At 72.1% G+C, this 24,247-nt stretch carries 22 protein-coding genes and 1 pseudogene; 5 read left to right on the forward strand and 18 right to left on the reverse strand.

Annotation, left to right across the window (positions count from 1 at the left end; genetic code table 11):
- Positions 1-696: 696 nt before the first annotated feature.
- Both ACZ7L0_RS05800 and dapE read right to left on the reverse strand, forming a co-directional pair.
- A complete protein-coding gene (locus ACZ7L0_RS05800; protein ID WP_471241163.1) occupies positions 697-1,455 on the reverse strand; it encodes an LOG family protein in 759 nt (252 codons plus the stop codon).
- 69 nt (positions 1,456-1,524) lie between these two features.
- Positions 1,525-2,610, reverse strand: a complete 1,086-nt coding sequence (gene dapE, locus ACZ7L0_RS05805) for a succinyl-diaminopimelate desuccinylase (RefSeq protein WP_471241164.1) — start codon at positions 2,608-2,610, stop codon at positions 1,525-1,527.
- A gap of 67 nt (positions 2,611-2,677) precedes the next feature.
- On the opposite strand from dapE, the gene ACZ7L0_RS05810 reads away from it, so the two are divergent.
- Positions 2,678-3,667, forward strand: a complete 990-nt coding sequence (locus ACZ7L0_RS05810; RefSeq protein ID WP_471241165.1) for a heavy metal transporter — start codon at positions 2,678-2,680, stop codon at positions 3,665-3,667.
- A gap of 290 nt (positions 3,668-3,957) precedes the next feature.
- A complete protein-coding gene (locus tag ACZ7L0_RS05815; RefSeq protein ID WP_471241166.1) occupies positions 3,958-4,362 on the forward strand; it encodes an ATP-binding protein in 405 nt (134 codons plus the stop codon).
- A 68-nt stretch (positions 4,363-4,430) separates the two neighbouring features.
- Here the strand turns inward: ACZ7L0_RS05815 and ACZ7L0_RS05820 are convergent, their stop codons facing one another.
- Together ACZ7L0_RS05820 and fdxA are read right to left on the reverse strand one after the other, a co-directional pair.
- Positions 4,431-5,528 carry a bifunctional succinyldiaminopimelate transaminase/glutamate-prephenate aminotransferase gene (locus tag ACZ7L0_RS05820; RefSeq protein ID WP_471241167.1) on the reverse strand — a complete coding sequence of 366 codons (1,098 nt, stop codon included), beginning with the start codon at positions 5,526-5,528 and terminating at the stop codon, positions 4,431-4,433.
- A 122-nt stretch (positions 5,529-5,650) separates the two neighbouring features.
- On the reverse strand, positions 5,651-5,971 hold the full coding sequence (fdxA, locus tag ACZ7L0_RS05825) for a ferredoxin (protein ID WP_003973842.1): 321 nt from the start codon (positions 5,969-5,971) through the stop codon (positions 5,651-5,653).
- 140 nt (positions 5,972-6,111) lie between these two features.
- On the opposite strand from fdxA, the gene ACZ7L0_RS05830 reads away from it, so the two are divergent.
- Together ACZ7L0_RS05830 and ACZ7L0_RS05835 are read left to right on the forward strand one after the other, a co-directional pair.
- A complete protein-coding gene (locus ACZ7L0_RS05830) occupies positions 6,112-7,176 on the forward strand; it encodes a GNAT family N-acetyltransferase (RefSeq protein WP_471241168.1) in 1,065 nt (354 codons plus the stop codon).
- A 31-nt stretch (positions 7,177-7,207) separates the two neighbouring features.
- Positions 7,208-8,059 (forward strand): transglutaminase family protein, encoded by an 852-nt coding sequence (locus ACZ7L0_RS05835; protein ID WP_471241169.1) that lies wholly within the window; start codon positions 7,208-7,210, stop codon positions 8,057-8,059.
- 10 nt (positions 8,060-8,069) lie between these two features.
- Here the strand turns inward: ACZ7L0_RS05835 and ACZ7L0_RS05840 are convergent, their stop codons facing one another.
- The 8 genes from ACZ7L0_RS05840 to ACZ7L0_RS05875 all read right to left on the reverse strand — a co-directional run bounded on the left by ACZ7L0_RS05840 (position 8,070) and on the right by ACZ7L0_RS05875 (position 15,755).
- Positions 8,070-8,684 (reverse strand): response regulator, encoded by a 615-nt coding sequence (locus ACZ7L0_RS05840; protein ID WP_471241170.1) that lies wholly within the window; start codon positions 8,682-8,684, stop codon positions 8,070-8,072.
- On the reverse strand, positions 8,681-9,871 hold the full coding sequence (locus tag ACZ7L0_RS05845; RefSeq protein WP_471241595.1) for a sensor histidine kinase: 1,191 nt from the start codon (positions 9,869-9,871) through the stop codon (positions 8,681-8,683). Before ACZ7L0_RS05845 ends, ACZ7L0_RS05840 begins: the two co-directional genes overlap by 4 nt.
- A 5-nt stretch (positions 9,872-9,876) precedes the next feature.
- Entirely contained in the window at positions 9,877-10,617 is a 741-nt protein-coding gene (locus tag ACZ7L0_RS05850; protein WP_471241171.1) for an ABC transporter permease, read from the reverse strand.
- On the reverse strand, positions 10,614-11,573 hold the full coding sequence (locus ACZ7L0_RS05855) for an ABC transporter ATP-binding protein (protein WP_471241172.1): 960 nt from the start codon (positions 11,571-11,573) through the stop codon (positions 10,614-10,616). The genes ACZ7L0_RS05850 and ACZ7L0_RS05855 overlap by 4 nt, the downstream gene beginning before the upstream one ends.
- Positions 11,574-11,717: 144 nt before the next feature.
- A complete protein-coding gene (locus ACZ7L0_RS05860) occupies positions 11,718-14,069 on the reverse strand; it encodes a hypothetical protein (RefSeq protein WP_471241173.1) in 2,352 nt (783 codons plus the stop codon).
- 156 nt (positions 14,070-14,225) lie between these two features.
- Positions 14,226-14,642 carry a DUF6113 family protein gene (locus ACZ7L0_RS05865; RefSeq protein WP_471241174.1) on the reverse strand — a complete coding sequence of 139 codons (417 nt, stop codon included), beginning with the start codon at positions 14,640-14,642 and terminating at the stop codon, positions 14,226-14,228.
- Positions 14,639-15,502: an N-acetyl-1-D-myo-inositol-2-amino-2-deoxy-alpha-D-glucopyranoside deacetylase gene (gene mshB, locus ACZ7L0_RS05870; RefSeq protein WP_471241175.1), complete on the reverse strand. Its 864-nt coding sequence runs from the start codon at positions 15,500-15,502 to the stop codon at positions 14,639-14,641. The genes ACZ7L0_RS05865 and mshB overlap by 4 nt, the downstream gene beginning before the upstream one ends.
- 58 nt (positions 15,503-15,560) lie before the next feature.
- Positions 15,561-15,755 (reverse strand): hypothetical protein, encoded by a 195-nt coding sequence (locus ACZ7L0_RS05875; protein ID WP_391840431.1) that lies wholly within the window; start codon positions 15,753-15,755, stop codon positions 15,561-15,563.
- Positions 15,756-15,944: 189 nt separating this feature from the next.
- On the opposite strand from ACZ7L0_RS05875, the gene ACZ7L0_RS05880 reads away from it, so the two are divergent.
- Positions 15,945-18,056, forward strand: coding sequence for a S9 family peptidase (locus tag ACZ7L0_RS05880; RefSeq protein WP_471241176.1), 2,112 nt, complete (start codon positions 15,945-15,947; stop codon positions 18,054-18,056).
- A gap of 128 nt (positions 18,057-18,184) precedes the next feature.
- Here the strand turns inward: ACZ7L0_RS05880 and ACZ7L0_RS05885 are convergent, their stop codons facing one another.
- The 6 genes and pseudogenes from ACZ7L0_RS05885 to ACZ7L0_RS05910 all read right to left on the reverse strand — a co-directional run bounded on the left by ACZ7L0_RS05885 (position 18,185) and on the right by ACZ7L0_RS05910 (position 24,027).
- Positions 18,185-19,270, reverse strand: a complete 1,086-nt coding sequence (locus tag ACZ7L0_RS05885; RefSeq protein WP_471241177.1) for an ABC transporter ATP-binding protein — start codon at positions 19,268-19,270, stop codon at positions 18,185-18,187.
- Positions 19,251-20,237 (reverse strand): ABC transporter ATP-binding protein, encoded by a 987-nt coding sequence (locus ACZ7L0_RS05890; RefSeq protein ID WP_471241178.1) that lies wholly within the window; start codon positions 20,235-20,237, stop codon positions 19,251-19,253. The genes ACZ7L0_RS05885 and ACZ7L0_RS05890 overlap by 20 nt, the downstream gene beginning before the upstream one ends.
- Positions 20,238-20,243: 6 nt before the next feature.
- Positions 20,244-20,342: pseudogene (locus tag ACZ7L0_RS05895) on the reverse strand (ABC transporter permease); the annotation flags it as partial.
- Between the two features lie 147 nt (positions 20,343-20,489).
- Positions 20,490-21,485: an ABC transporter permease gene (locus ACZ7L0_RS05900; protein ID WP_471241179.1), complete on the reverse strand. Its 996-nt coding sequence runs from the start codon at positions 21,483-21,485 to the stop codon at positions 20,490-20,492.
- Positions 21,478-22,401, reverse strand: coding sequence for an ABC transporter permease (locus ACZ7L0_RS05905; protein WP_471241180.1), 924 nt, complete (start codon positions 22,399-22,401; stop codon positions 21,478-21,480). Before ACZ7L0_RS05905 ends, ACZ7L0_RS05900 begins: the two co-directional genes overlap by 8 nt.
- Positions 22,402-22,407: 6 nt before the next feature.
- On the reverse strand, positions 22,408-24,027 hold the full coding sequence (locus ACZ7L0_RS05910; protein WP_471241181.1) for a peptide ABC transporter substrate-binding protein: 1,620 nt from the start codon (positions 24,025-24,027) through the stop codon (positions 22,408-22,410).
- Positions 24,028-24,247 lie beyond the last annotated feature (220 nt).

Here is a 24,247-nt window from a genome sequence, read left to right on the forward strand (position 1 = left end):
CCCCGGCCGAGGCTCCGGTCCCAGACCTCCGTAGGGCTACCGCCCCAGTCCCCGCCAGGGCTCCGCGCTAGATCTCCGCGGGGCTGCGCCCCAGACCTCCGCCGAGGCTGCGCCCCAGCACCCCGCCAATGCTGCACCCAGACCCTGGTCAGGGCTCCGCCCCAGACCTTGGCGGGGCTGCGCCACCAGACCTCCGCGGGCTACCGCCCCAGTCCCCGCCAGGGCTCCGCGCTAGATCTCCGCGGGGCTACCGCCCCAGCCCCCCGGCCGAGGCTCCGGTCCCAGACCTCCGTAGGGCTACCGCCCCAGTCCCCGCCAGGGCTCCGCGCTAGATCTCCGCGGGGCTGCGCCCCAGAACTCCGCCGAGGCTGCACCCAGACCCTGGTCAGGGCTCCGCACCAGACCTTGGCGGGGCTGCGCCACCAGACCTCCGCGGGCTACCGCCCCAGTCCCCGCCATGGCTCCGCCCTAGACCCCCGCGGGGCTGCGCCCCAGACCTCCGCCGAGGCTGCACCCCCAAACCCCCGCCAAGGCTCCGCCCCAGACCCCCGCGGGGCTGCGCCCCAACACCCCGCCGGGCTGCGCCGCAGGTCCCGCTTCGGGGGGATCGGGCTCGGGTGCCGGGCGGGATGAGGGGTGGTGTGCCTGCTCATCGACCGGGCCGGGGGGCTGGGGGCGGAGCCCCCAGGGGGTGTGTCAGCGGCCGGCTTCCTTTGATACCAGGGCTACCGCCTCGTCGACCTCGTCGGTGACGTGGAAGAGGAGGAGGTCCTTCTCGGCTGCCTTGCCCTGGGCGATGAGGGTGTTTCGGAGCCAGGAGATGAGGCCGCCCCAGTACTCGCTGCCGAAGAGGACGATGGGGAAGCGGGTGACCTTCTGGGTCTGGACGAGGGTGAGGGCCTCGAAGAGTTCGTCGAGGGTGCCTAGGCCGCCCGGCAGGACCACGAAACCCTGGGCGTACTTCACGAACATCATCTTGCGGACGAAGAAGTACCGGAAGTTGAGGCCGATGTCGACATAGGGGTTGAGGCCCTGCTCGAACGGCAGCTCGATGCCGAGGCCGACCGAGATGCCGCCGGCCTCGCTGGCGCCCTTGTTGGCCGCCTCCATGGCTCCGGGGCCGCCGCCCGTGATCACCGCCCAGCCGGCCTCCACCAGCCCCCGGCCGAGGCGGACGCCGGCGTCGTACTCGGGCGAGTCCACCGGCGTACGGGCCGAGCCGAAGACGCTGATGGCGGGCGGGAGTTCGGCGAGGGTGCCGAAGCCCTCGATGAACTCCGACTGGATGCGCAGCACACGCCAGGGGTCCGTGTGGACCCAGTCGCTGGGGGCGCGCTCGTCCAGCAGGCGCTGGTCCGTCGTGCTCGAGGTCACCTGGCTTCGCCGCCGGAGGACCGGTCCCAGGCGCTGCTCCTCCGGTGGCTGCTTCTTGCCCTCGGGGTTGCCGGTAGCCATGTAGCGCTCCCTCCGCTTGCCAGGTCTTTCCACCTCAGCGTAGATCGCCGGGGGTTACGGACGGGGGACTTACGCGTGTCCGGTGAGCCAGGCGCGCAGCCGTTCCTCGCCCGCCAGGATCTTCGCCGTGTCCACCCGTTCGTCCCGCTTGTGCGCCAAGTGGGGGTTGCCGGGGCCGTAGTTGACGGCGGGGATGCCGAGCGCCGCGAAGCGGGACACGTCCGTCCAGCCGTACTTGGGCTGCGGAGTGCCGCCCACCGCCTCGATGAACTCCGCCGCCGCCGGGTGGGACAGCCCCGGAAGGGCCCCGCCGCTGTGGTCGTCCACCACGAACTCCTCGACACCGCAGCCGGCGAAGACCTCGCGGACGTGCGCGATCGCCTCCTCCTCCGTACGGTCCGGCGCGTAGCGGAAGTTGACCGTGACCACGCACTCGTCGGGAATGACGTTGCCGGCCACGCCGCCCGTGATGCCCACCGCGTTCAGTCCCTCGCGGTACTCCAGGCCGTCGATGACCGGGTAGCGCGGCTCGTACGAGGCCAGGCGGGCCAGGATCGGGGCCGCCGCGTGGATCGCGTTGGAGCCCATCCAGCCGCGCGCCGAGTGGGCCCGCTCGCCCGTGGTCTTCAGCAGGACCCGCAGGGTGCCCTGGCAGCCGCCCTCGACCTGGCCGTCAGAGGGCTCCAGCAGCACCGCGAAGTCGCCCGCCAGCCAGTCCGGGTGGGCTTCGGCGACGTGCCTGAGGCCGTTGAGGTCGGCGGCGACCTCCTCGTTGTCGTAGAAGACGAAGGTGAGGTCGCGGTTGGGGGCCGGGACCGTCGCCGCGATACGCAGCTGCACCGCCACCCCGGACTTCATGTCGCAGGTGCCGCAGCCCCAGAGCACGCCCTCCTCGTCCAGCCGCGAGGGCACGTTGTCCGCGATCGGGACCGTGTCGATGTGGCCGGCCAGGATCACCCGCTCCGCCCGGCCCAGGTTCGTACGGGCGATCACGTTGTTGCCGTACCGGTCGACCGTCAGGTGCGGCAGCGCGCGCAGCGCGGTCTCGACCGCGTCCGCGAGCGGCTTCTCGGTGCCGCTCTCCGAGGGGAAGTCGACCAGTCGCGCGGTGAGCGCGGCGGCGTCCTGCGTGAGGTCAAGGGTGGTGTCGGCCATGGAGCCGACCCTAACCTGCCACCCGTACCCGGCGCGGGGCCACAGCGGGCTCCAGTACCCTCTACGCGTGTCAGAGCCGTCCCCCACTCCCAAACGTCGCGGCCGCCTCTTCCGTTTCGGGGCGGCCTTCGTGGTCCTGTTGGCCGTCGCGGGCTACCTCGTGGTGCAGTACGTGACCGGAGGCGCCGGCGCTCCGGGCTGCAAGGTCGTCGCGACCGGCGACGACGGGGCGTCGTACGAGTTCACGCCCGAGCAGGCGGTGAACGCGGCCACGATCGCCGCCGTCGGCACCGGGCGGGACATGCCCGAGCGGGCGGTGACCATCGCGCTGGCGACCGCGCTGCAGGAGTCGGGGCTGCGCAACATCGCGCACGGCGACCGGGATTCGCTGGGCCTGTTCCAGCAGCGGCCCTCGCAGGGCTGGGGCACCGAGAAGCAGATCATGGACCCGACGTACGCGGCGGGCATCTTCTACGAGCACCTGGCCAAGGTCACCGACTACGCGAAGCTGCCGCTCACCGTGGCCGCGCAGCGCGTGCAGCGCAGCGGCTACCCGGAGGCGTACGCCAAGCACGAGCCGGACGCCACGCTGCTCGCCGCGGCCCTGACGGGGCAGGCGGCGGCCACGCTGACCTGCGACGGGCGGCCGGAGACCCAGGTCGCGGCCCTCGGTCCGGCCGCGGTGCGGGCCGCGCTGGTCCGGGACTTCGGGCGCGACGCGTTCGAGGAGGCCGGCGCCGAGGTGAGCGGCGGGAAAGCGGCGACGCCGTCCCCCGGGGTGACCGCCGAGGCGCGCGGGCGGACCGTGACCGTGCCGGTGCCCACCGACGCGGGGGCGGACGGTACGAAGCCGAAGCGGACCGCGCGGGAGCGCGGCTGGCAGCTGGCGCACTGGGCGGTGGCCAACTCCTCGGCGCTGCACATCCAGCGGGTGTCGTACGCCGGGCAGGAGTGGGCCGCCGGGAGCACGGACAGCCGGTGGCGGGCCGCCGGATCGTCGGGCGCCGGGGGTGCGCAGGCGTCCGCGGGTGCCGTGCGGATCGAGACCGGGCAGTAGTGCGGACGCTCACTCGTCGGGGTTGCGCCGGGCGGGTGGGGAGTACCGGGCGCGCAGGTATTCGCGCGGTCACCCTCGCGGTCCGTCAACCCCTTGGGGCGACCGGGCCGTAAGGATTCTGCGGAAGGCCCCGACGGGCACCCTTTGCCCGCTTTTATCCACAGTAGATAATGCGATGCGTTATCAAGTCTTTACCTTCGGCCTCCGCAACCTTCGCGGGACTCGAGCGGTAGTCACTGCGTCCGAGTCCGGACGACCAGTTCATCCGTTCCCTTCCGCGAAGGAGCATCATGTCCCTCCCCCTGACCCGCCGGATCGCCCGTGCCGCGCTGCTTGTAGCAGCGGGAGCGGCCGCCGGGGTCGGTGCGGCCGGCTCTGCCGGCGCGGCCACGAACCTGCCCGCCGCCCCGGACCTCGGCGGGGTGTCCGCCCTGGACGGGGCGGGCGCCGGCAAGGCCGTGGACGGCGCCGCGCAGCACGTCAGCGGGCTCGCCGGCGACACCGGCAGCCAGGCGGTCAAGAAGACGGTTCCGGCCGCGGGCAAGACCGGCGACCAGGCCGTGAAGAAGGCGGCGCCGGCGGTGCAGAAGACCGCCGGGACCGCCGGCGGTGCGCTGGCCGACACCGCGTCGACCGCGACCAAGGGCGGCCTGCCGACGTCCTCGCTGCCCGCGCAGGGTCTGCCGCTCGGCTGAGCGCCCGGTTCCGGCCGGTGACAGGGGGCTCAGGGTTCTTACCTGGGCCCCTTCACCGTGTGCGCGCGCTACTCGGCGAGCCTCCGCACCGCGGCCGCGACCCGCTCGTCCGTCGCCGTCAGCGCGACGCGTACGAACGTGTCCCCCGCCGGGCCGTAGAAGTCACCCGGCGCCACGAGGATGCCGCGTTCGGCCAGGTGGGCGACCGTGGCCCAGCAGGACTCGTCCCTCGTGGCCCACAGATAGAGGCTGGCCTCGCTGTGTTCGATGCGGAAGCCGTGGGAGACCAGGGCGTCGCGCAGGGCGGTGCGGCGGGCCGCGTAGCGCTCGCGCTGTTCGTGGACGTGGGTGTCGTCGCCCAGGGCCGCCACGACCGCCGCCTGGGTGGGGGCGGAGGTCATCATGCCGCCGTGCTTGCGGATCTCCAGGAGCGGGCCGAGGACGGCCGGGTCGCCGGCCAGGAAGGCCGCGCGGTAGCCCGCCAGGTTGGAGCGCTTGGAGAGGGAGTGCACGGCCACGAGGCCGTCGTACGAGCCACCGTTCACGTCCGGGTGCAGGACCGAGACCGGGTCGGCCTCCCAGCCCAGCTCGATGTAGCACTCGTCGGAGACCAGCAGCACGCCGTGCTCGCGGGCCCAGGCCACGATCCGGGTCAGCTCCTCCTCGGCGAGGACCTTGCCGGTGGGGTTCGACGGCGAGTTCAGCCAGAGCAGCTTCAGGCCCTCGGGGTCCAGCGCCGTCGGATCGTCGTAGGCCTCGTAGTCGGCGCGGGCGAGGCGGGCGCCGACCTCGTAGGTCGGGTAGGCCAGCCGCGGGTAGGCGACCCTGTCGCCGGGGCCGAGGCCCAGCTGGGTGGGGAGCCAGGCGACCAGTTCCTTGGAGCCGACGATCGGCAGGACGTGGCGGTGGGTGACCTCGCGGGCGCCGAGGCGGCGCTCGACCCAGCCGGTGATCGCGTCGCGCAGCGCCGGGGTGCCCCAGACCGTCGGGTAGCCCGGGGAGTCGGCCGCGGCGATCAGGGCCTTCTGGATCAGCTCGGGGACCGGGTCGACCGGGGTGCCGACGGACAGGTCGACGATGCCGTCGGGGTGCTCGGCGGCCGTCTTCTTGTACGGCTCCAGCTTGTCCCAGGGGAAGGTCGGGAGGCGGTCGGAGACTGCGGACACGGGATCAGGCTCACTTTCTTTCACGGCGAACGCCTGTTACGGCAAACGCCTCGGTCCCGTGCGGCGGCGATCAGGGCTGATCTGGCCGTACGGGACCGAGGCGGCGCGAATGCGGGCCGCTCTTACTGGTTCTGCGGCGGGAGCGCGGCGACGAAGGGGTGGTCGCGCTCGATCAGCCCCAGCTTGCTGGCACCGCCGGGAGAGCCGAGCTCGTCGAAGAACTCGACGTTCGCCTTGTAGTAGTCCTTCCACTCCTCCGGAGTGTCGTCCTCGTAGAAGATCGCCTCGACCGGGCAGACCGGCTCACAGGCACCACAGTCGACGCATTCGTCCGGGTGGATGTACAAGGACCGCTGGCCCTCGTAGATGCAGTCGACCGGGCACTCCTCGATGCACGCCTTGTCCTTGACGTCGACACAAGGCTGCGCGATGACGTAGGTCACGCTGTCGTTCCTCCTCGATAGGGCGCTGGCGGGCCTCCTCAGGCTCCGCCGCCTGGCGCGCGGGAGCGCGGCGTCGTCGATGCCCGCCCCTAGTATCTCCGTTCTTGGGCATGATCCGAACAGGAGGGGTGAACTGACCTGTGGAAATCTCGGCCGCTGGGCGCTTCGAGGTCCGTGTCACCGCTGCTGACGTGGGCAAACGGGTCTCGGTGCGGCGCTTGAGCGACACTGAAGCACCGGGAGAGAAGTTCACCGACACGGTGGGTGTTCTCACATCATGGGACGACGGCGTGCTGCTGATCACACAGCGGGACGGCCGGAGTGTCCGGATTCCGGAGTCCTCGCTGGTGGCGGGCAAGGTCGTACCCGCCGCGCCGGCGCGGCGGCGGGGGCCCGCCGCCTCCTACGCCGAGCTGGCGCACGTCGCCTCCCGGGCGTGGCGGCCGGTGGAGAGCGAGCGGCTGGGCGAGTGGGAGCTGCGGGCCGCAGTGCAGGAGGTGCCGCGCGAAGCGCGTCCGTGGGGGGCGGTGGCCGGGCGACGGGTGGGCTTCACCCGGCGGGCGAACAGTGTGCTTCCGGCGGGGGATCCCGGTCTGCCCCTCGACGCGGCCCTGGCGGCCGTACGACGCTGGTACGGCGAGCGCGGGCTCCCCGCGTACATCCAGACCGCCACCGGCGCCGAGGGCACCCAGGAGCTGCTCTGCGCGGAGCTGGAGCGGCGGGGCTGGGTGCGTGAGGTGACCGCCGAGCTGTGGATCGGCGCGCTGGCGCCGGTCGCCGACCGGGCGGAGGGCACCGGGGTGGTGCTGGCCCGGGAGGTGGACGAGGCGTGGCTGGCGCGGTATCAGCGCAAAGGGGTGAGTGAGGTGGCCCTGACGGTGCTGGGCAGAGGGCCGTCGGTGTGGTTCGCGACGGTACCCGGGGAGGGCGGTGGCGCGCCGCTCGCCATCGGGCGGTGTGTGGTGGACGGGCGCTGGGCCGGGTTCGCGGCCGTCGAGGTGGACCCGGACGCGCGGCGGAGCGGGCTGGCCACCACGGTGATGGCCGCGCTCGCCCGGCGGGCGCTGGACGAGGGCGCCTCGGCGGCCTGGCTCCAGGTCGAGGCGGACAACGAGGCGGCCCGGGCGCTGTACGCCGGGCTGGGCTTCACCGCGCATCACACGTACCACCACTACCGCGCGCCGGACGCCCCCGCAGTGTCGTGAGTCGTGCGTCGTGAAAGGGCATGTGCCTGCTATGCGTCCCCCGTACCCTCCCCCGCCCGAACGGTCCGCCGAGCTGCGGCAGCGGTTCGCCGAGGAGGCCCGGTCCGAACGGCCCGACCTGTCGGCGCTGTGCCTGCTGCTCGCCGCGCAGGCGGACGGCTCGCTGGACGAGGCCGGCATGGACGCGGCGCAGATGGAGCTCGACCGGCTGGCGGGGCGACTGCCGTTCAGGCCGGGCGGGCCGCGCGCGTGGGCGGTGGCGCTGTGCGAGCTGCTCGGCGACCGGTGCGGGTTCCGCGGCTCGGCCGCCGACTACCAGCGCCTGGAGTCGTCCTTGCTGCACGAGGTGCTGGTGCGGCGTCGCGGGCTGCCGATCCTGCTGTCGGTGGTGTGGCTGGAGGTCGCCCGGCGGGCGGGGGCGCCGGTGTACGGGGTCGCGCTGCCGGGGCACTTCGTCGTGGGGTTCGGGGCGGCTCACGAGCAGGTGCTCGCCGATCCCTTCGACGGGGGGCGGGTGCTGACGGGGACGGACGCGGAATTGCTCGTCGCGGGGGCGACGGGGGCTCCGCTGGATCCGGGGATGCTGGTGCCCGCTGATCCGCTGGAGGTGGTGCTGCGGATCCTGAACAACATCCGGGCGTGGGCCGCGACCCGGCCCGAGCGGTCGGACGTGGCGCTGTGGGCCGTGGAGTTGTCGCTGCTGCTGCCGTCGCATCCGGCCCGCCTGCGCTACGAGCGGGCGCAACTGCTCGTGCAGCGAGGGGACTTCGTCGGGGGCGCGGCCGAACTGGACGCGTATGCCGAGGTGGTGGACGCGGTGGACGAGACGGCGGCGGCCCGCGTGCGGGAGCAGGCCCATGCCGCGCGGGCGATGCTCAACTGACCGCGGGGCGCTACAGCCAGCCCTTCTCGCGGGCCGTCCGGACCGCCTCCGCCCTGTTGCGCACCGCCAGCTTCTGGATCGCCGTCGAGAGGTAGTTGCGTACCGTCCCCTGGGACAGGTGCAGGGCGGCTGCCAGTTCCGCGTTGGTGGAGCCGTCGGCCGCCGCGCGGAGGACCTCGCGTTCGCGGTCGGTGAGGGGGTTGGCGCCCTCGGCGAGGGCCGCCGCCGCGAGGGTGGGGTCGATGACGCGCTCGCCGGCCAGGACCTTGCGCACGGCCGCGGCGAGCTGGGCGGCGGGGGCGTCCTTGACCAGGAAGGCGTCGGCGCCCGCCTCCATGGCGCTGCGCAGATAGCCCGGGCGGCCGAAGGTGGTGAGCACGACCAGTTTGACCGCGGGCAGCTCCCGGTGGACCTGGGCGGCGGCCTCGATGCCGGTGCAGCCGGGCATCTCGATGTCGAGCAGGGCGACGTCCACGCCGTGTTCGCGGGCGGCGGCCAGCACCTCGTCCCCGCGCGACACCTGGACCACGACCTCGATGTCGTCCTCGAGGCCCAGCAGGGCGGCCAGCGCCTCCCGGACCATCGACTGGTCCTCGGCGAGGAGGACCTTGATCATGCTGCTCATGCCCCGGATCCTATGGCCACCGCGGTGGCCGTGGGGACGCGGGCGACCAGCCGGAAGCCGTGCCTGACCCGGCCCGCCTCAAGCGTGCCGCCGGCCTTCTCCAGACGTTCGGTCAGACCGGTCAGACCGTTGCCGGGGCCCTTGCCGGAGCCGCCCGACCCGTCGTCCTCCACGGCGAGTTCGAGGACGGGGCCGTCCAGGGTCTGGCGCCGCAGCACCTCCACCGTGCAGCGGCCTGCGCCGCTGTGCCGTACGACGTTGGTGACCGCCTCGCGCAGCGCCCAGGCGAGGGTGGACTCGGCCTCCTCGGGGACGCCGTCGAGGTCCGGTTCGGCGGGCACCTGGGCGACGACCCCGGCGGCGGTCAGGGCGACCTGGGCGCCGGCGAGTTCGGCGGCCAGGCGGGGGCGCCGGTAGCCGGTGACGGCCTCCCGGACGTCGACCAGCGCCTGGCGGCTGACCTGTTCGATGTCGGCGACCTGCTGGGCCGCCTTGTCGGGGTGGTCGGGCAGCATCCGGCCCGCCAGCTCGCTCTTCAGCGTGATCAGGGAGAGCGAGTGGCCGAGCAGGTCGTGCAGGTCGCGGGCGAGGCGCAGCCGCTCCTCGTTGGCGGCGAGCTGGGCGACGGTGGCGCGGGCCTTGCGCAACTCGATGGTGGTGCGGACCAGTTGGCCGACGCCGGTCATGGCGAACCCGATCAGCAGCACCAGGAGGACCAGGTTCTCGGCCTCCTCCCGGTCGACCTGGCTGCCGGCCAGCAGCATCACACCCGTGGTCGCCGGGATCGCGCCGTACGCCACCCGCAGCGGGAGGGTGGACCCGCAGGCGACGGACACGTAGCAGTACAGGCCCAGCCAGTGGCCGCCGAGCGTGAGGCACAGCAGGGTGGCGAGCGCGCCGAGGACCAGGATGAGGGCGACGACGCGTCCGGTGAAGGGCTTGCCCATGTTCCGGAAGACCAGCGACAGGTACACCCCGACGAAGGCGGTGAGGCCGATCCAGCCCGCCACGGTGCCGCTGGTGGTGTGGTGCCCGGAGAGCAGGTCCTTCACCGGCGAGCTGAGGAACACCAGCCAGACGCCGATCCACAGCACCTTGCGCCGCAGCTCGGCCCGGTTGCGGGGCGGCTGCCCCATGCGCATCAGCCGCTCCGCCCGGGGTGCGTCGGATCGCGGGTCTCGCGTCATGGCACTCACGCCTTCAGCGTGTCCTTCCGGTACAGCCAGGCCGCGCCGCCCGCGAAGAGGACGAAGTAGACGGCGAGGACGGCGATGTCCTGGGCGTGCGGGGCCTGGCTCTGTTCGATCGCCCGTCCCAGAGCAGCGTACGCGTGCGTGGGCAGCCACTCGGCGATGTCCTGCAGCCACTGCGGGAAGGTCGTGGACGGCATCCACAGGCCGCCGAGGATCGACATGCCGAAGTAGATGATCATCGTGAGGGGGCGGACCGCGTCCCCGGAGGCGACGTAGCCGAGGGCGACGCCGAGCGCGGCGAAGACCAGGCTGCCCGCCCAGATGACGCCGGTGAGGGCGACCCACTGCCAGGCGTCCAGGCGTACGTCCTTCACGGCCGCCGCGACGACGAACACGACGACGATGGACGGCAGGCTGACCACGGCCGCGCTCGCGGTCTTGGCGAGCACGTAGCCGCGGCCCGGCAGCGGGGTCAGCCGCAGCTGCCGTACCCAGCCGCTCTCCCGTTCCTTGGCGATGCGCTCGCTGTTGCCCATCAGGACGGCGGTCAGGGCACCGAAGGAGGCCATGGAGACCATCAGGTAGGTCGCCACGGTCAGTCCGGTGCCGTCGACCTTCTCGGTGGTGCCGGCGCTGCCCGCGAAGATGAGGAAGATGATCGAGGGGTAGATCACCGAGAAGAACAGGAATTTGCGGTTGCGCAGCGCGCGGGCCAGTTCCAGCTTGATCAGGCTGTTCACGACTGCGTGACCTCCTTGGCCTCCTCGGCCTCCGTGATGGCGACGAAGGCCTGCTCGAGCCCGAGCCCGGCGACTTCGAGGTTGCGGGGGTAGACACCGAGCCCGTACAGGGCGTGCACGGTGGCGTCGGCGTCGGTGGACTGGATGCGGACGGTCTGGCCGGAGCCCGCGGCCGGGCCGCTCGGGGACACGGTGATGCCGCTGAGGAACGGCAGGTCGCGCAGGGCGGCCTCGTCGATCTCGCCCTCCAGGTCGAAGGAGACCCGCCGCGCCCCCGCCTTGGCCTTGATCTCGGCGGCGGTGCCGTCGGCCAGCAGCCGGCCCCGGTGCAGGACCAGGACGCGGTCGGCGATGGCGTCGGCCTCTTCGAGGTAGTGGGTGGCGAAGAGGACCGTACGGCCCTGGTCGGCCTGCTCGCGCATGGTGGCCCAGAAGGCCTGGCGGGCGGAGACGTCCATGCCGGTGGTCGGCTCGTCCAGGACGATCAGGTCGCTGTCGCCGGCGGTGGCGAGGGCGAAGCGGACCCGCTGTGCCTGGCCGCCGGAGAGCTTGTTGACCTTGCGGTCGGCGATCTGGGAGATACCGGCGCGGGCGAGCACGTCGGTGGCCTTGTACGGCCTCGGGTGCAGCGAGCAGGCGAGCCCGACCAGTTCGGCGACGGTGACCTCGTCCATCAGCCCGCCGCTCTGCAGCATGGCCCCCACCCGCCCGGCGACGATCGCCTCGCGCGGGCTGGTGCCGAAGACGCTGACCGTGCCGCCGTCGGCGTGCTTGAGGCCGAGCAGCAGGTCGAGGGTGGTGGACTTGCCGGCGCCGTTCGGGCCCAGCAGGGCCACGGTCTCCCCCGGGTACAGCCGGAGCGAGAGCCCGTCCACCGCCCGTGTGCTCCCGTACGTCTTGCTCACCTGGTCGAACCCGACCACCGGGGTGGTGGTGGCCGCAGCTGTCGTTGTCATGCGTCCATGCTGGCCGCGGGGGCCGTGGGGCCGTCAGTGTCGGCGGTCCTGAGTGCCGGATGACAGATGTCACGTGGTGGGCGTGACATGGCGGAGGGGGCTCCCGGTGATCACCGGGAGCCCCCTCCGTCCGCCGGGCAGGCCCTAGTTCGGGTCCGTGTCGATGACGGCGATCCGGTTGGTCCTGCTCATCAGCGCCTTGCGCAGGTTGAGGTAGACGTCCTCGGGCGTGACAGCCGTCTTCTTGCCGTTGCCCCGGGTGATCAGCACGCCGTCGAAGGTCTGGCCGTAGAGCTCCTTCAGGGCCGCCTTGTCGGGGGCGTCGACCAGCTTGCCGTCGACCGCCGTCACCCGGAGGAACTTCCACAGCGAGTTCTGCGGGCTGAACTTGACCGTGTGCGCGGCGTCGGTCTGCACCGTCACGATGCCCGACATCGCGGGCTCCGCGAACTTCTTCATCATCCGGTCGACCTCGGCGTTGGAGACCGTCGGCTGCTTGGTGGTGGTCGGCACCGTGACCGGGGTCGCCGTGCCCGTCTCCACCTCGGCGCGGTACGCGTCCTCCACCGACTGCGTGGCCCGGCCGGCGTCGATGGCCTTGCCCGCCTTGCCGTACACGGCGACGGCCTTGCCGGCGTCGAACTTGATCGTGCCCTCGGTGACCGAGCCGGAGCCGCCGCCGGCGTCCTCCAGGGCCGCCTGGAGCTTCTCCTCGTCGACCGGCATGGCCGGCTCGACGACCCGGTGCTGCCCGAAGAGCGAGCCGATCACGGAGACCGGGTTGTAGTCGCTCTTCGCCGCGGCGCCGACCGTGGACTGGAAGTCGAACTGCAGGCCCGCCTGATCCGGCGTGAGGGAGACCGTCCTGCCGCCCACCGACAGCTTCAGCGGCTTGTTCACCCGGTCGCCGAAGGCGTCGTCGAGCTTCTTGACCGCCTCGTCGCGGGTGCCGCCGCCGATGTCGACGCCGAGCACCGTGGTGCCCTTGGGCACGTCGGAGTGGTTCATCAGCAGTCCGGCGCCGTAGGCGACACCGGCGAGCATGACCACGCCGCCGCCGAGCAGGACCAGCTTGCTGCGGCCCTTCTTCTTCTTGGGCTTCGACTGCGGCACGTTCTGCGCGGCCGGCTCGGGCAGCTTGGGGGGCGTGTGCGGCAGCGGCCCGTCGGTGCGCTCGCCCGGTCCGAACGGGGACTTCGCGCCGGGCGGGACGATGGGGATGCCGCTGGTGACGGTGTGCCCGGAGACGTTGTCCGCCGGGGAGCCGTAACCGGGTGTGCCGGGCTCGGGGGCCGGCTTCTGCGGGGTGAGGATCGCGGTGTCGTCGCTCATCCCGCCGCCGGGGCCACGGCCCGCGCCGGGACCCATGCCGGGGGCCGTGCCGGGCGCCGGGCGGGAGCCGCCGGGAGCGCCCGGGGCGACGGGGCCGCCCGGGCCGTTGAAGTCGTGGGCGTCGAACGCGGTGCCGGGGTCCATGCCGATGTCGCCCAGGCCGCCGGGTCCACCCGGTCCGCCCGGTCCGCCGCCGACAGGGGGCACCAGCGGGCCGTCCCCGGTGACCGGGCCGCCGGTCGGGCCCGCGGGGCCCTGCGGTCCGCCGGGGCCGCCGCGGCCGTGGGATCCGTTGCGGTTGCTGGGGCCGCCGGGTCCGGCCGGGCCGCCCTGACCGTTCGTACCGCCGAGGCCGCTTTGGCCGCCGCGGCCGTTCTCCGAGAAGTACGGCAGCTCGTCGCGGCGCGGCTCGCCGCTGCCGCCGGAGCCGGGGCGGGAGCCGTTGCCCAGCGGGCCCGCGGCCAGCGCCTCGGTCACGTCGAAGGAGCCGGTGCCGCCACCGTGCCCGGGCGCCACCGGGCCGCCGGTGGCCCCACCGGGGAGCCCCGCGCCGTTCGTCCCCCCGGGCCGCGAACCGCCCGGCACGCTCATGGAGCCGACCACGCCACCGGGACGGCCGCTGCCCGGACGCGCGCCACCAGAGGCACCAGGCCCACCCGGACGCGTGCCACCGGAGGCAGCCGCGGGACCCGGGCCCGCGCCCGTCGCACCGCCGGCGGCGGAACCGCCCGGCAGACCGGCCCCGTTCGTACCGCCGCCGCTCTGACCGCCCTTGCCCGGGCCGGACTTGCGGGGCGCGAACCAGTCGCTCGGCTTCTCGTCGGCGGGTGCCGCGGGCTCGGCGGACGGCTCGACGGTGCCGGTGGACGGCGCGGCGGCGGCCGGCTTCGGGGCCGGGTCCGCCTCACCGGCCGCGGCCTCGGGGTCCGCGACGGGCGTGCGCATCACGACCGGCGGAATCGGCCGCGATCCGGGGATGTTGATCCGGATGCGCGTCGTCAGCGTGGTCTCGGTCTTGCGTTCCTCCGGCTGCGCGGCCGAACGGGCCGCGTCCGTACCGTCGTCGGAAACCATGGGGGTCCCGTACGGCGGCGTGCCCGAGGGGTATGCGGCTCCGCCGCGCCCGTTGGGCCCGGAGGACGGAGTGTCAGTTTCACGACTCAAGGCAGGTTCTCCCGGTTGGCTCCGCCGCCCGTCTCGACCTCACGCGGGCAGCTCGGCGGCGCGCACCACCATACTGGCCACTTCTGGCGCTTATCCCACGACCGCTGGGGAAACCCACACCGGATACGCACGCGCGCCGCATGGCGAAGTGGTACGTCACTTGCCAAGTCGGGCGGCATCGGCCCGGGGTTGCCGCCCGGGGCCAAGGGTGGCGCAGATCACAGCCAGGGCCATCCCGCCCAGCAGGAACAGGTAGGAGCCGCCACCCGCCCCGAACAGGAAGTCCCCTTCGGGACGGCCAGCGGTGAGCAGGATGACGGCGATGACCCAGCCGGCCGCCGGCGCGACCGCCCCGGCGCGGCTGCCCAGGACGCGCGCCCCACCGAGGAACGATCCGGCCGCGCCCGCCAGGGCGAGCAGCAGCCCGCCCGGGAACCAGCCGGCCTGCACCAGCGTCCCGGCCAGGCCGGCCACCGCGCCGAGCAGGAACAGCCCCAGGCCGGCGGCGATCCGTCCGCCGGAAGGGCGCTGCAACGGCTGGGCGAGCATCGAGCCCCGGCCTGCCCCGCTCATGACGCCTCCTCGGTCCCGGCGAACAGATCGGTCTCCCGCGCCGCCGGGCGCTCGCCGCTCACCAACTCGTAGTACTCCGTGGTGAACAGGGGCTGCGCGAGCTCGTTGGAGAGCGCGAAGTACGGCGCGTCGGGGGCGACCTCGATCTGGGTGGCGTGCGCGCGCATGGCGGCGGCCTTGGCGGCGGCCTGGGCGGCGCCGTCGAGCGCGGTGGTGATCCGGTCGTCGTCGACCACGCCCGGTACGTCCTCCACGGCGGCGGACTTGGCGAAGGGCAGGCCGGGCAGGGCGTCCTTCAGCCGGGCGAAGGCGGCCTCGGCGACCGGGCGCGGGACCCGGTTCCAGTAGACCTTGGGGATCCGCCAGCCCGCCTCGGCGGCCAGCTCCACGGCTCTCATGGCGACGCGGTGAGCCTGGATGTGGTCCGGGTGGCCGTACCCCCCGTTCTCGTCGTAGGTGACGAGGACCTGGGGGCGGACCTCCAGGATCACCTCGACGAGGTGTCCCGCGGCCTCGTCGACGTCGGCTTGCCAGAAGCAGCCGGGGTCGTCGTTGTCCGGGAGGCCCATCATCCCGGAGTCCCCGTACCGGCCCGCACCGCCGAGCAGGCGGAAGTCCGCGACGCCCAGCTCGCCCATCGCGGCGCTGAGCTCGCGCAGGCGGTACTCACCCAGGGCGGCACCGGTCAGGTGCCGCAGCTCCGGCGGAATGACCTCGCCACGCTCCCCGAGGGTGCAGGTGACCAGGGTCACCCGGGCACCCCGGGCCGCGTACTCGGCCATGGTCGCGCCGTTGTTGATCGACTCGTCGTCCGGGTGCGCGTGCACCAGCAGCAGACGCCGGGCGGGTGGTTCCGTCATGCGTCCCACCCTACGAGGCGCCTCTGACAGCGCGGCGCAGGCCCGGGCCGCTCCCGGGTCAGAACTTGATGCTGCCGATCATGCTGGCGACGTTGGTCGTCAGCTCGTTGATCGTGGGGGCGACGGTCGAGGAGGCGAGGTAGAAGCCGAGGAGGACGCAGACGACCGCGTGGCCGCCCTTCAAGCCTGATTTCTTGACCAGCAGGAAGACGATGATCGCCAGCAGCACCACCGCCGAAATCGAGAGTGCCACGGCGGCTCACCTCCAAAGATCCCAGGGACGCGGGGGGTCGGACTATGGGGGTTGTAGATCGATCCAGCAATTCCATACAGAAGCCAGCAGGTTCATACCCACCCAGCGGTAGTGATCATAACTATCCGTACTCGCGCATCGCTCGGCGCACGGCCGCACAAGGGGGCGCATGGCCAATATGGTCAGGGCATGACGACCGAGCCTGACTCCTTCCCCCGACGACACGCCCGCACCCAGCGGTTCTCCCTCGGCGCGCCGCGCTCGTTCACCGTGGCGCCCGACGGTTCGCGGGTCGTGTTCCTGCGCTCGCCCTCCGGCACGGACCGGGCGAACTCCCTGTGGGTACTCGATGTGTCGGACGGCAAAGAGCGCGTGGCGGCCGACCCGCGCGCCCTGCTCCAAGGTGCCTCGGAACAGCTGTCGGCCGAGGAACGGGCGCGCCGTGAGCGCAGCCGCGAGGGCGGGGCCGGCATCGTCGGCTACGCCACCGACGCGGCCGTGGAGTTGGCGTCTTTCGCCTTGTCAGGGCGGCTGTTCACGGCCGAGCTGCGGGCCGGGACGGCGCGTGAACTCCCTGTCCCCGGGCCGGTGATCGACCCGCGCCCGGCGCCCGACGGACGGCACGTGGCGTACGTCGCCGGGGGCGCCCTGCGGGTGGTGGGCGCCGAGGGCGAGGGCGACCGGGCGCTGGCGGAGCCGGAGTCGGAGGGCGTCACCTATGGATTGGCCGAGTTCGTCGCGGCCGAGGAGATGGGGCGTTCGCGGGGTTTCTGGTGGGCCCCGGAGTCGGACCGGCTGCTCGTGGCGCGCGCGGACGACACGCCGGTGCAGCGGTGGTGGATCGCCGACCCGGCGCACCCGGGGCGTGAGCCAAACCACGTCGCGTACCCGGCGGCCGGGACCCCAAACGCGGAGGTCCGCCTGTTCGTGATCCGCCTGGACGGCACGCGCACGGAGGTCGTATGGGACCGGGCGCGCTACCCGTACCTGGCGCGTGTGCACTGGTCAGACGCGGGGGCTCTGCTCCTGGTACAGGCGCGGGACCAGCGCAGCCAGCTGATCCTGGCCGTGGACCCGGACGCGGGGACGACCCGGATGGTGCACGCCGATGAAGATCCAACTTGGCTGGAACTTTTCCCCGGAGTGCCCTGCTGGAGCCCCTCCGGACAGCTCGTCCGGGTCGCCGACGAGGGCGGCGCGCGGGTGCTGGCGGTGGGTGAACGCCCGCTGACCGGAGCGCAGCTGCACATCCGCGCGGTGCTGGACGTCACCGCCGACGACGTGCTGGTCACGGCGTCGGCCGGTGAGGAGGCGGAGTCCGCCGAAACCGGCGAGGTCCATGTCTACCGGGTCAACGAACTCGGTGTGGAGCGCGTGTCGCAGGAGCCCGGTGTGCACTCGGCCGTGCGCGCCGGGGGCGTAACCGTGCTGGCCTCCGCCACGCTTGACCGTCCGGGCACCCATGTACAGGTGCTGCGTGACGGAAAACGAACGGCGACTGTCACGTCGTACGCCGAAGATCCCGGTTTGTCCCCGCGCGTGACACTTACCCAGGGGGGCGCACGCCGAATTCCGTGCGCCGTGCTTATGCCACGGGACTACCACTCCGACACTCCCCTCCCGGTCCTCCTGGACCCCTACGGCGGTCCGCACGGCCAGCGCGTGGTCGCCGCGCACAACGCGCACCTGACCTCGCAGTGGTTCGCCGACCAGGGCTTCGCGGTGGTCGTCGCCGACGGCCGGGGCACCCCTGGCCGCTCCCCCGCCTGGGAGAAGGCCGTCCGGGACGACCTCGCGGAGGTCGTGCTGCAGGACCAGGTGGACGCGCTCCAGGCGCTCGCCGCCGACTTCCCGCTCGACCTGAACCGGGTCGGCATCCGCGGCTGGTCCTTCGGCGGCTATCTGGCGGCGCTCGCGGTGCTGCGCCGCCCGGACGTCTTCCACGCGGCGGTGGTGGGCGCCCCGGTCACCGACCTGCGCCTGTACGACACCCACTACCAGGAGCGGTATCTCGGGCACCCGGACGAGCGGCCGGAGGTCTACCGCCGCAACTCGCTGATCGACGACGCGGGACTGGTCGACCCGGCCGAGCCGCGCCGACCGATGATGATCATTCACGGGCTGGCGGACGACAACGTGGTGGTCGCCCACTCCCTGCGCCTGTCCTCGGCCCTGCTGGCCGCCGGACGCCCGCACGAGGTGCTGCCCCTGTCCGGCGTCACGCACATGACGCCGCAGGAGTCGGTCGCCGAGAACCTGCTGCGGCTCCAGCTGGACTTCCTCCAGCGTTCACTGGCATAGCGGGGCAAACACCCGCGAACTGCGTTAACACGCAGGCAACTTCACGGAAGCGGTACCGATATACGGACGCGCCAGGCTGAACAGCGTACGGCCGTGCGGGTGCCGTAAACGGGCCGGGGTGCGCCATGTCATCCCGGCCCGTTGCCGTGCTCCTCCACGGGCATCACACCCGGCGCGGAGCGCCTGACCGATACGGCCTCCTCCGCGAAGTGGCACGCCGAGTCGTGCGCCGCCGGACCGGCCGTGAGGCGGAACTCGTCGGGGACCGCGAGGGCCGGCACCTCCAGGGCGCAGCGCTCTTGTGCCTTCCAGCAGCGGGTGCGGAAGCGGCAGCCGGAGGGGATGTTCGTCGGGGACGGGACGTCACCCGAGAGGATGATCCGCTCGCGGTGTGCCCGGGCGTCGGGGTCGGGAACGGGCACGGCGGACAGCAGCGCCTGGGTGTAGGGGTGCGTGGCGTGCTCGTAGATCTCCTCGTCACTGCCGGTCTCCACGATCCGGCCGAGGTACATCACCGCGACCCGGTCGGAGATGTGCCGCACGATCGACAGGTCGTGGGCGATGAAGACGTAACTGAGCTCGAACTCCGCCTGGAGCCGGTCCAGCAGGTTGATGACCTGCGCCTGCACCGACACGTCCAGGGCCGACACCGGCTCGTCGGCGACGATGATCTCCGGGCGCAGCGCCAGCCCGCGGGCGATGCCGATGCGCTGGCGCTGGCCGCCGGAGAACTGGTGCGGGTAGCGGTTGATGTACTCGGGGTTGAGGCCGACCACGTCCAGCAGTTCCCGCACCCTTCTGCGCCGGTCGCCCTTCGGGGCCGCCTCGGGGTGGATCTCGTACGGCTCCCCGATGATGTCGCCCACCGTCATCCGGGGGTTGAGGGAGGTGTAGGGGTCCTGGAAGACCATCTGGATGTTGCGCCGTACGGCCTTCAGCGCCCGGCCGGACAGCCGGGTGATGTCCTCGCCCTTGAACCGGATCGAACCCGCCGTCGGCCGCTCCAGGTTGCACAGCAGCCTGGCGACCGTGGACTTGCCGCAGCCGGACTCGCCGACGATGCCCAGGGTCTCGCCCCGGTCCAGGCGGAAGTCGACGCCGTCGACGGCCTTCACCGCGCCGATCTGCTTCTTGAACAGGATCCCCCGGGTCAGCGGGTAGTGCTTGACGAGCCCGCTGACCTCCAGGATCGGCTCAGTCGTCGAGACGGCCATGCAGGCACTCCCTCCAGAAGTGGCAGGCGCTCCCCCGGTCTTCGGCGACCTCGTACAGCGGTGGCTCGTCGGTCCGGCACACGTCCCTGGCCATCGGGCAGCGCGGGTGGAAGGCGCAGCCCGGTGGGATGTGCGCGAGGTTCGGCGGCAGGCCCTTGATGGCGTAGAGCTCCTGGCCCTTCTGGTCCAACCTCGGGATGGAGTCCAGCAGGCCCCGGGTGTACGGGTGCGCGGGCGCCTTGTAGATGTCGTGGACGGGGGCCGACTCCACGATCCGCCCCGCGTACATCACGGCGATCCGGTCGGCCACGTCCGCGACCACCCCCAGGTCGTGGGTGATCAGGATCAGCCCCATGCGGTACTCGCGCTGCAACTCGGCCAGCAGGTCCATCACCTGGGCCTGGACGGTGACGTCGAGGGCGGTGGTGGGCTCGTCGGCGATGATGAGCGCCGGCTGCAGTGCCATCGCCATGGCGATCATGATGCGCTGGCGCATGCCGCCGGAGAACTGGTGCGGATAGTCCCGCACCCGCTGCGCCGCGCCCGGGATCCGTACCCGGTCCATCAGCTCGACCGCCCTGGCCCGGGCGTCCTTCTTCGACATCCCCCGGTGCACGACGAACATCTCGCCGAGTTGGTCGCCCACCGAGAGCACGGGGTTCAGCGACGACAGCGCGTCCTGGAAGATCATGGCCATCTCGGCGCCGCGGACCTTCCTGCGCTCCTCCTCCTTCAGTGTCAGCAGGTCCCGGCCCCGGAAGAGGATCTCGCCCCCGGTGATCCTCCCGGGCGGCATGTCGAGGATCCCCATGACCGCCTGCGCGGTCACCGACTTCCCCGACCCCGACTCGCCGAGCACCGCCAGTGTCTCCCCCGCGTCCACCCCGTAGTTCACCCCGTTGACGGCCCTGGCGACCCCGTCCCGCGTCCGGAACTCCACATACAGATCACGCACGTCCAGCAACACGACCGCTCACCTCAGCCTCGGATCGAGGGCGTCGCACACCGCGTCGCCGAGCATGACGAGGACCGGCACGGCGATCGCCGCCGCCCTTGAAGGCCACGGCAGGGCGGACACCAGCACAAGCCCTCCCCCGGCCCGGCCCGCAAAGCGCCGCCGCCGGCTCCGCGCCCGCCCCGAGCCCGACGCCGTCGACCACCCCGGCGCCATCGCCCGGAACCCCCCGCACAGCCCACGCACTCCCACCAGCACGCCCCCTCACCTCAGCCTCGGGTCGAGGGCGTCGCGTACCGCGTCGCCGAGCATGATGAAGGCGAGGACGGTGATCGCGAGGGCGCCGGAGGGCCAGAGGAGGGCGTGGGGGGCGTTGCGGATGTAGGGGGAGGCGGCGGAGATGTCGATGCCCCAGGAGACGCTGGGGGGTTTCAGGCCGACGCCCAGGTACGACAGGGTCGCCTCCAGGGCGATGTAGGTGCCGAGCGCGATGGTGGCGACGACGATCACCGGCGCTACGGCGTTGGGCGCGATGTGCCGCAGGAGGATGCGCGGGCTGGAGGCGCCGAGGGCGCGGGCGGCCTGGACGTAGTCGTTGTGCTGGGCGGTGATGACCGAGCCGCGGGCGATGCGGGAGATCTGCGGCCAGCCGAGCAGCACCATGAACCCGATGACCGGCCAGACCGTATTGCTGGTCACCACGGAGAGGAGGACGAGGCCGCCGAGCACGACCGGGATCGCGAAGAAGATGTCGGTGACGCGGGACAGGACCGAGTCCCACGCCCCGCCGAAGAACCCCGCGAGCCCGCCCAGCACGGACCCGAGCAGCGCGACCCCGAGCGTGGCGCAGACGCCGACCGTGACGGACGTACGGGCACCGTAGACGGTCCGTGTGTAGACGTTGCACCCCTGTCCGTCGTACCCGAACGGGGCGCCCGGCTGGGAGCCTTCCTGGGCCTTGGCGAGGTCGCACTGGAGGGGGCTGCCGGAGGCGATGAGCGAGGGCCACAGGGAGATGACGACGAGGAAGAGGATGACGAGCCCGGAGACGAGGAAGACGGGGTTGCGGCGCAGGTCCCGCCAGGCGTCGGACCAGAGGCTGCGCGGCTTGGCCTGCGGGCCCGTCCCTTCGGGCCCCCCGGGCTCCCCGGCCGATGGACGCTGTTCCAGCGTCACCGCCTCGCTCGCCGCCAGGTCCATCGCCCCGCCCATGCCGGTGCCCGCGACGGCGCGCTCGGGCTCGTACGGCTGCTCAGGCATAGCGGATCCTCGGGTCGAGTACGGCGTAGAGGAGGTCGACGAGCAGGTTGGCGGCCAGGAACACCAGCACGAGCACGGTCACGAAGCCGACGACCGTCTGGGTGTTCTGGCGCAGGATGCCCTGGTAGAGCTGGTAGCCGACGCCGTGGATGTTGAAGATCCGCTCGGTGACGATCGCGCCGCCCATCAGGGCGCCGATGTCGGTGCCGATGAAGGTGACCACGGGGATGAGCGAGTTGCGCAGCAGGTGCCGGGTGGTCACGCGATGCCTGGGCAGGCCCTTGGCGACGGCCGTGCGGACGTAGTCGGACCGCTTGTTCTCGGCGATGGAGGTCCGGGTCAGCCGGGTGACGTAGGCGAGCGAGACGGAGGCCAGGACCAGACCGGGCACGATCAGCTCGCCGAAGCCGGCCTCCGGGGAGACCGAGGGCTTGATCCAGCCCCACTCGACGCCGAGCAGCAGCTGGAGCAGCAGGCCGGTGACGAAGGTCGGCACGGAGATGACGACGAGCGTGGTCAGCAGCACACCGGTGTCGACGGGCCGCCCGCGCCGCAGCCCGGTGACCACGCCCAGGGTGATGCCGATGACGATCTCGAAGAGGATCGCCACGATCGTCAGCCGGATGGTCACGGGGAACGCGGTCGCCATCAGCTCGGTGACCGGCTGGCCGTTGAACGCGGTGCCGAAGTCGCCGGTGAAGATGTGCCCCATGTAGGTCAGGTATTGCTGCCACACCGGCTTGTCGAGCCCGTACTCCTTCTTCAGCTGGGCGGCCGTCGCCGGGTCGCACTGCCGCTCCCCGCACAGGCCCGCGACGGGGTCGCCCATCACGTTCACCATCAGGAAGATCAGCAGTGTGGCCCCGACGAACACCGGGATCATCTGGAGCAGACGCCTGACGACGTAGCGCCCCATGGCGGCTCAGCCGACCTTGATCTCGTTGTAGACGGGGACGCTGAACGGGTTGAGGGCCACGTTCGAGAGCCGTTCGGAGTAGCCCGCGCTGCCGTTCTGGTACCAGAGCGGGATGGCGGCCATGTTGTCCCGGACGACCTCCTCGGCCCGCTGGAAGGTCCGCACCGACGTGTCCGTGTCGGTCTCGGCGTTGGCCTGGTCGACGAGCCGGTCGAACTCCTTGTTGGACCATTTGCCGTCGTTGGAGGAGGCGCCCGTGTAGTAGAGCGGCTGCAGGAAGTTCTGGATGAGCGGGTAGTCCATCTGCCAGCCGGCGCGGAACGGCCCCGGCATCCTGTGCCGGCTGATCTGGTTGCGGAAGTCGGCGAAGGTGCCGACCGGGTTGCCGACGCAGGCCTTGTCGTCGCCGAGCGCGTTGTTGATGGAGTTGCACACGGCGTCCACCCATTGCCGGTGCGAGCCGGTGTCCGCGTTGTAGGTGATCCTGACCTGCCCGCCGGGCAGACCGCCGCCTTCCTTGACGAGCTTCTTGGCCTCGGCGGGGTCGTAGTCGCAGGCGTGTCCGCACAGGCCTTCCTTGTAGCCGCCGTCCACGCCGAGGACGGGCGAGGTCCAGTCGGTGGCCGGGGTGCGGGTCCGCTGGAAGATCGTGTCGGTGATCTGCTTGCGGTTGATCGCCATGGACAGGCCCGTGCGGACCTTCTCCGAACCGCTCTTGTCCCACTCCTTGTCGTAGTAGGGGAAGGCGAGGGTCTGGAGGATGCCGGCCGGGGTGTTGATGTAGCGGTCGCCGAGGTCGCTCTTGACGTTCTTCAGCTGTGCGGCGGGCACGTCGTCGACGAGGTCGAGGTTGCCGGCCATCAGGTCGGTGTAGGCGGTGTTGCTGTCGGTGTAGACCTTGAGGGTCACGCCGCCGTTCTGCGCCTTGTCCGCGCCCGGGTAGCCGTCCCACTTCGTCAGGGACATCTGCGAGCCCCTGATGTACGACTCGACGGCGTACGGCCCGTTGCCCACCGGCTTGCTCACCCAGGCCGCGTGGTCGGTGAAGAACGCCCGGGGCAGCGGTGCGAAGGCCGCGTAGCCCAGGGTGTCGGGGAAGCCCGAGAACTTCTGGTTGAGCTTGACGGTGAAGGTCCGCTCGTCGACGACCTTCAGACCGGACAGGGTGTCGGCGCTCTGTGAGCCGCTGTCCGGGTGGACCTTGTCGTAGCCCTCGATGTAGCCGAAGAAGTAGGCGTTCTTCTGGTTGTTCCTCAGACCGGCGCCGTAGTTCCAGGCGTCGACGAAGGACTTGGCGGTGACCTTCTCGCCGTTGGAGAAGGTCCAGCCGCCCTTGACGGTGATGGTGAAGTTCCGCGAGTCCGTGGTGTCGATCTTCTCGGCGAGCATGTTCTGGGCCGCGCCGGTCTTCGGGTCGTACTTCTTCAGACCCCGGAAGATCATGTCGAGGACCTTGCCGCCCTGCACCTCGTTGGTGTTCGCCGGCTCCAGCGGGTTCTGCGGATCGCCCCAGGAGGAGCTGAGCACCGCGCCGCCGCTCCCGCTGGCGCTGCCCCCGCAGGCCGTCGCGGCGAGCCCCACCGCCACCGCGCAGACGGCCCGTCGGGCGTGCGTGGCTCCGCGCATGGCGTGCCTCCTCCGTACCTGTCGATCACCAACCGATCACCTATCGGTCAATATCGACCGAAAAGACACATAGCGCATACGCGGCCCTCCGTTATGGAGCCTTTAGAGGGACAGATCATCCGGATGCGCGCAGCCCCGCCGGGGGCCGGTCGGCGATCACGCGTGAAGGGCGCAATGGATCTCCGCGTAACGATGCCGAAACGTTGGATTGCGACCGGTC

The sequence above is a fragment of the Streptomyces sp. NPDC039424 genome (genome assembly GCF_055639495.1).

Bases quoted from the DNA above. Each gene is read 5' to 3' on its own strand.
- ACZ7L0_RS05865 (WP_471241174.1), bottom strand. From the start codon at position 14,642: ATGAGCGGGGCAGGCCGGGGCTCGATGCTCGCCCAGCCGTTGCAGCGC.
- ACZ7L0_RS05910 (WP_471241181.1), bottom strand. From the start codon at position 24,027: ATGCGCGGAGCCACGCACGCCCGACGGGCCGTCTGCGCGGTGGCGGTG.
- mshB (WP_471241175.1), bottom strand. From the start codon at position 15,502: ATGACGGAACCACCCGCCCGGCGTCTGCTGCTGGTGCACGCGCACCCG.
- dapE (WP_471241164.1), bottom strand. From the start codon at position 2,610: ATGGCCGACACCACCCTTGACCTCACGCAGGACGCCGCCGCGCTCACC.
- ACZ7L0_RS05800 (WP_471241163.1), bottom strand. From the start codon at position 1,455: ATGGCTACCGGCAACCCCGAGGGCAAGAAGCAGCCACCGGAGGAGCAG.
- ACZ7L0_RS05855 (WP_471241172.1), bottom strand. From the start codon at position 11,573: ATGACAACGACAGCTGCGGCCACCACCACCCCGGTGGTCGGGTTCGAC.
- ACZ7L0_RS05840 (WP_471241170.1), bottom strand. From the start codon at position 8,684: ATGAGCAGCATGATCAAGGTCCTCCTCGCCGAGGACCAGTCGATGGTC.
- ACZ7L0_RS05835 (WP_471241169.1), top strand. From the start codon at position 7,208: ATGCGTCCCCCGTACCCTCCCCCGCCCGAACGGTCCGCCGAGCTGCGG.
- ACZ7L0_RS05885 (WP_471241177.1), bottom strand. From the start codon at position 19,270: ATGGCCGTCTCGACGACTGAGCCGATCCTGGAGGTCAGCGGGCTCGTC.
- ACZ7L0_RS05905 (WP_471241180.1), bottom strand. From the start codon at position 22,401: ATGGGGCGCTACGTCGTCAGGCGTCTGCTCCAGATGATCCCGGTGTTC.
- ACZ7L0_RS05815 (WP_471241166.1), top strand. From the start codon at position 3,958: ATGTCCCTCCCCCTGACCCGCCGGATCGCCCGTGCCGCGCTGCTTGTA.
- ACZ7L0_RS05880 (WP_471241176.1), top strand. From the start codon at position 15,945: ATGACGACCGAGCCTGACTCCTTCCCCCGACGACACGCCCGCACCCAG.
- ACZ7L0_RS05845 (WP_471241595.1), bottom strand. From the start codon at position 9,871: ATGACGCGAGACCCGCGATCCGACGCACCCCGGGCGGAGCGGCTGATG.
- ACZ7L0_RS05900 (WP_471241179.1), bottom strand. From the start codon at position 21,485: ATGCCTGAGCAGCCGTACGAGCCCGAGCGCGCCGTCGCGGGCACCGGC.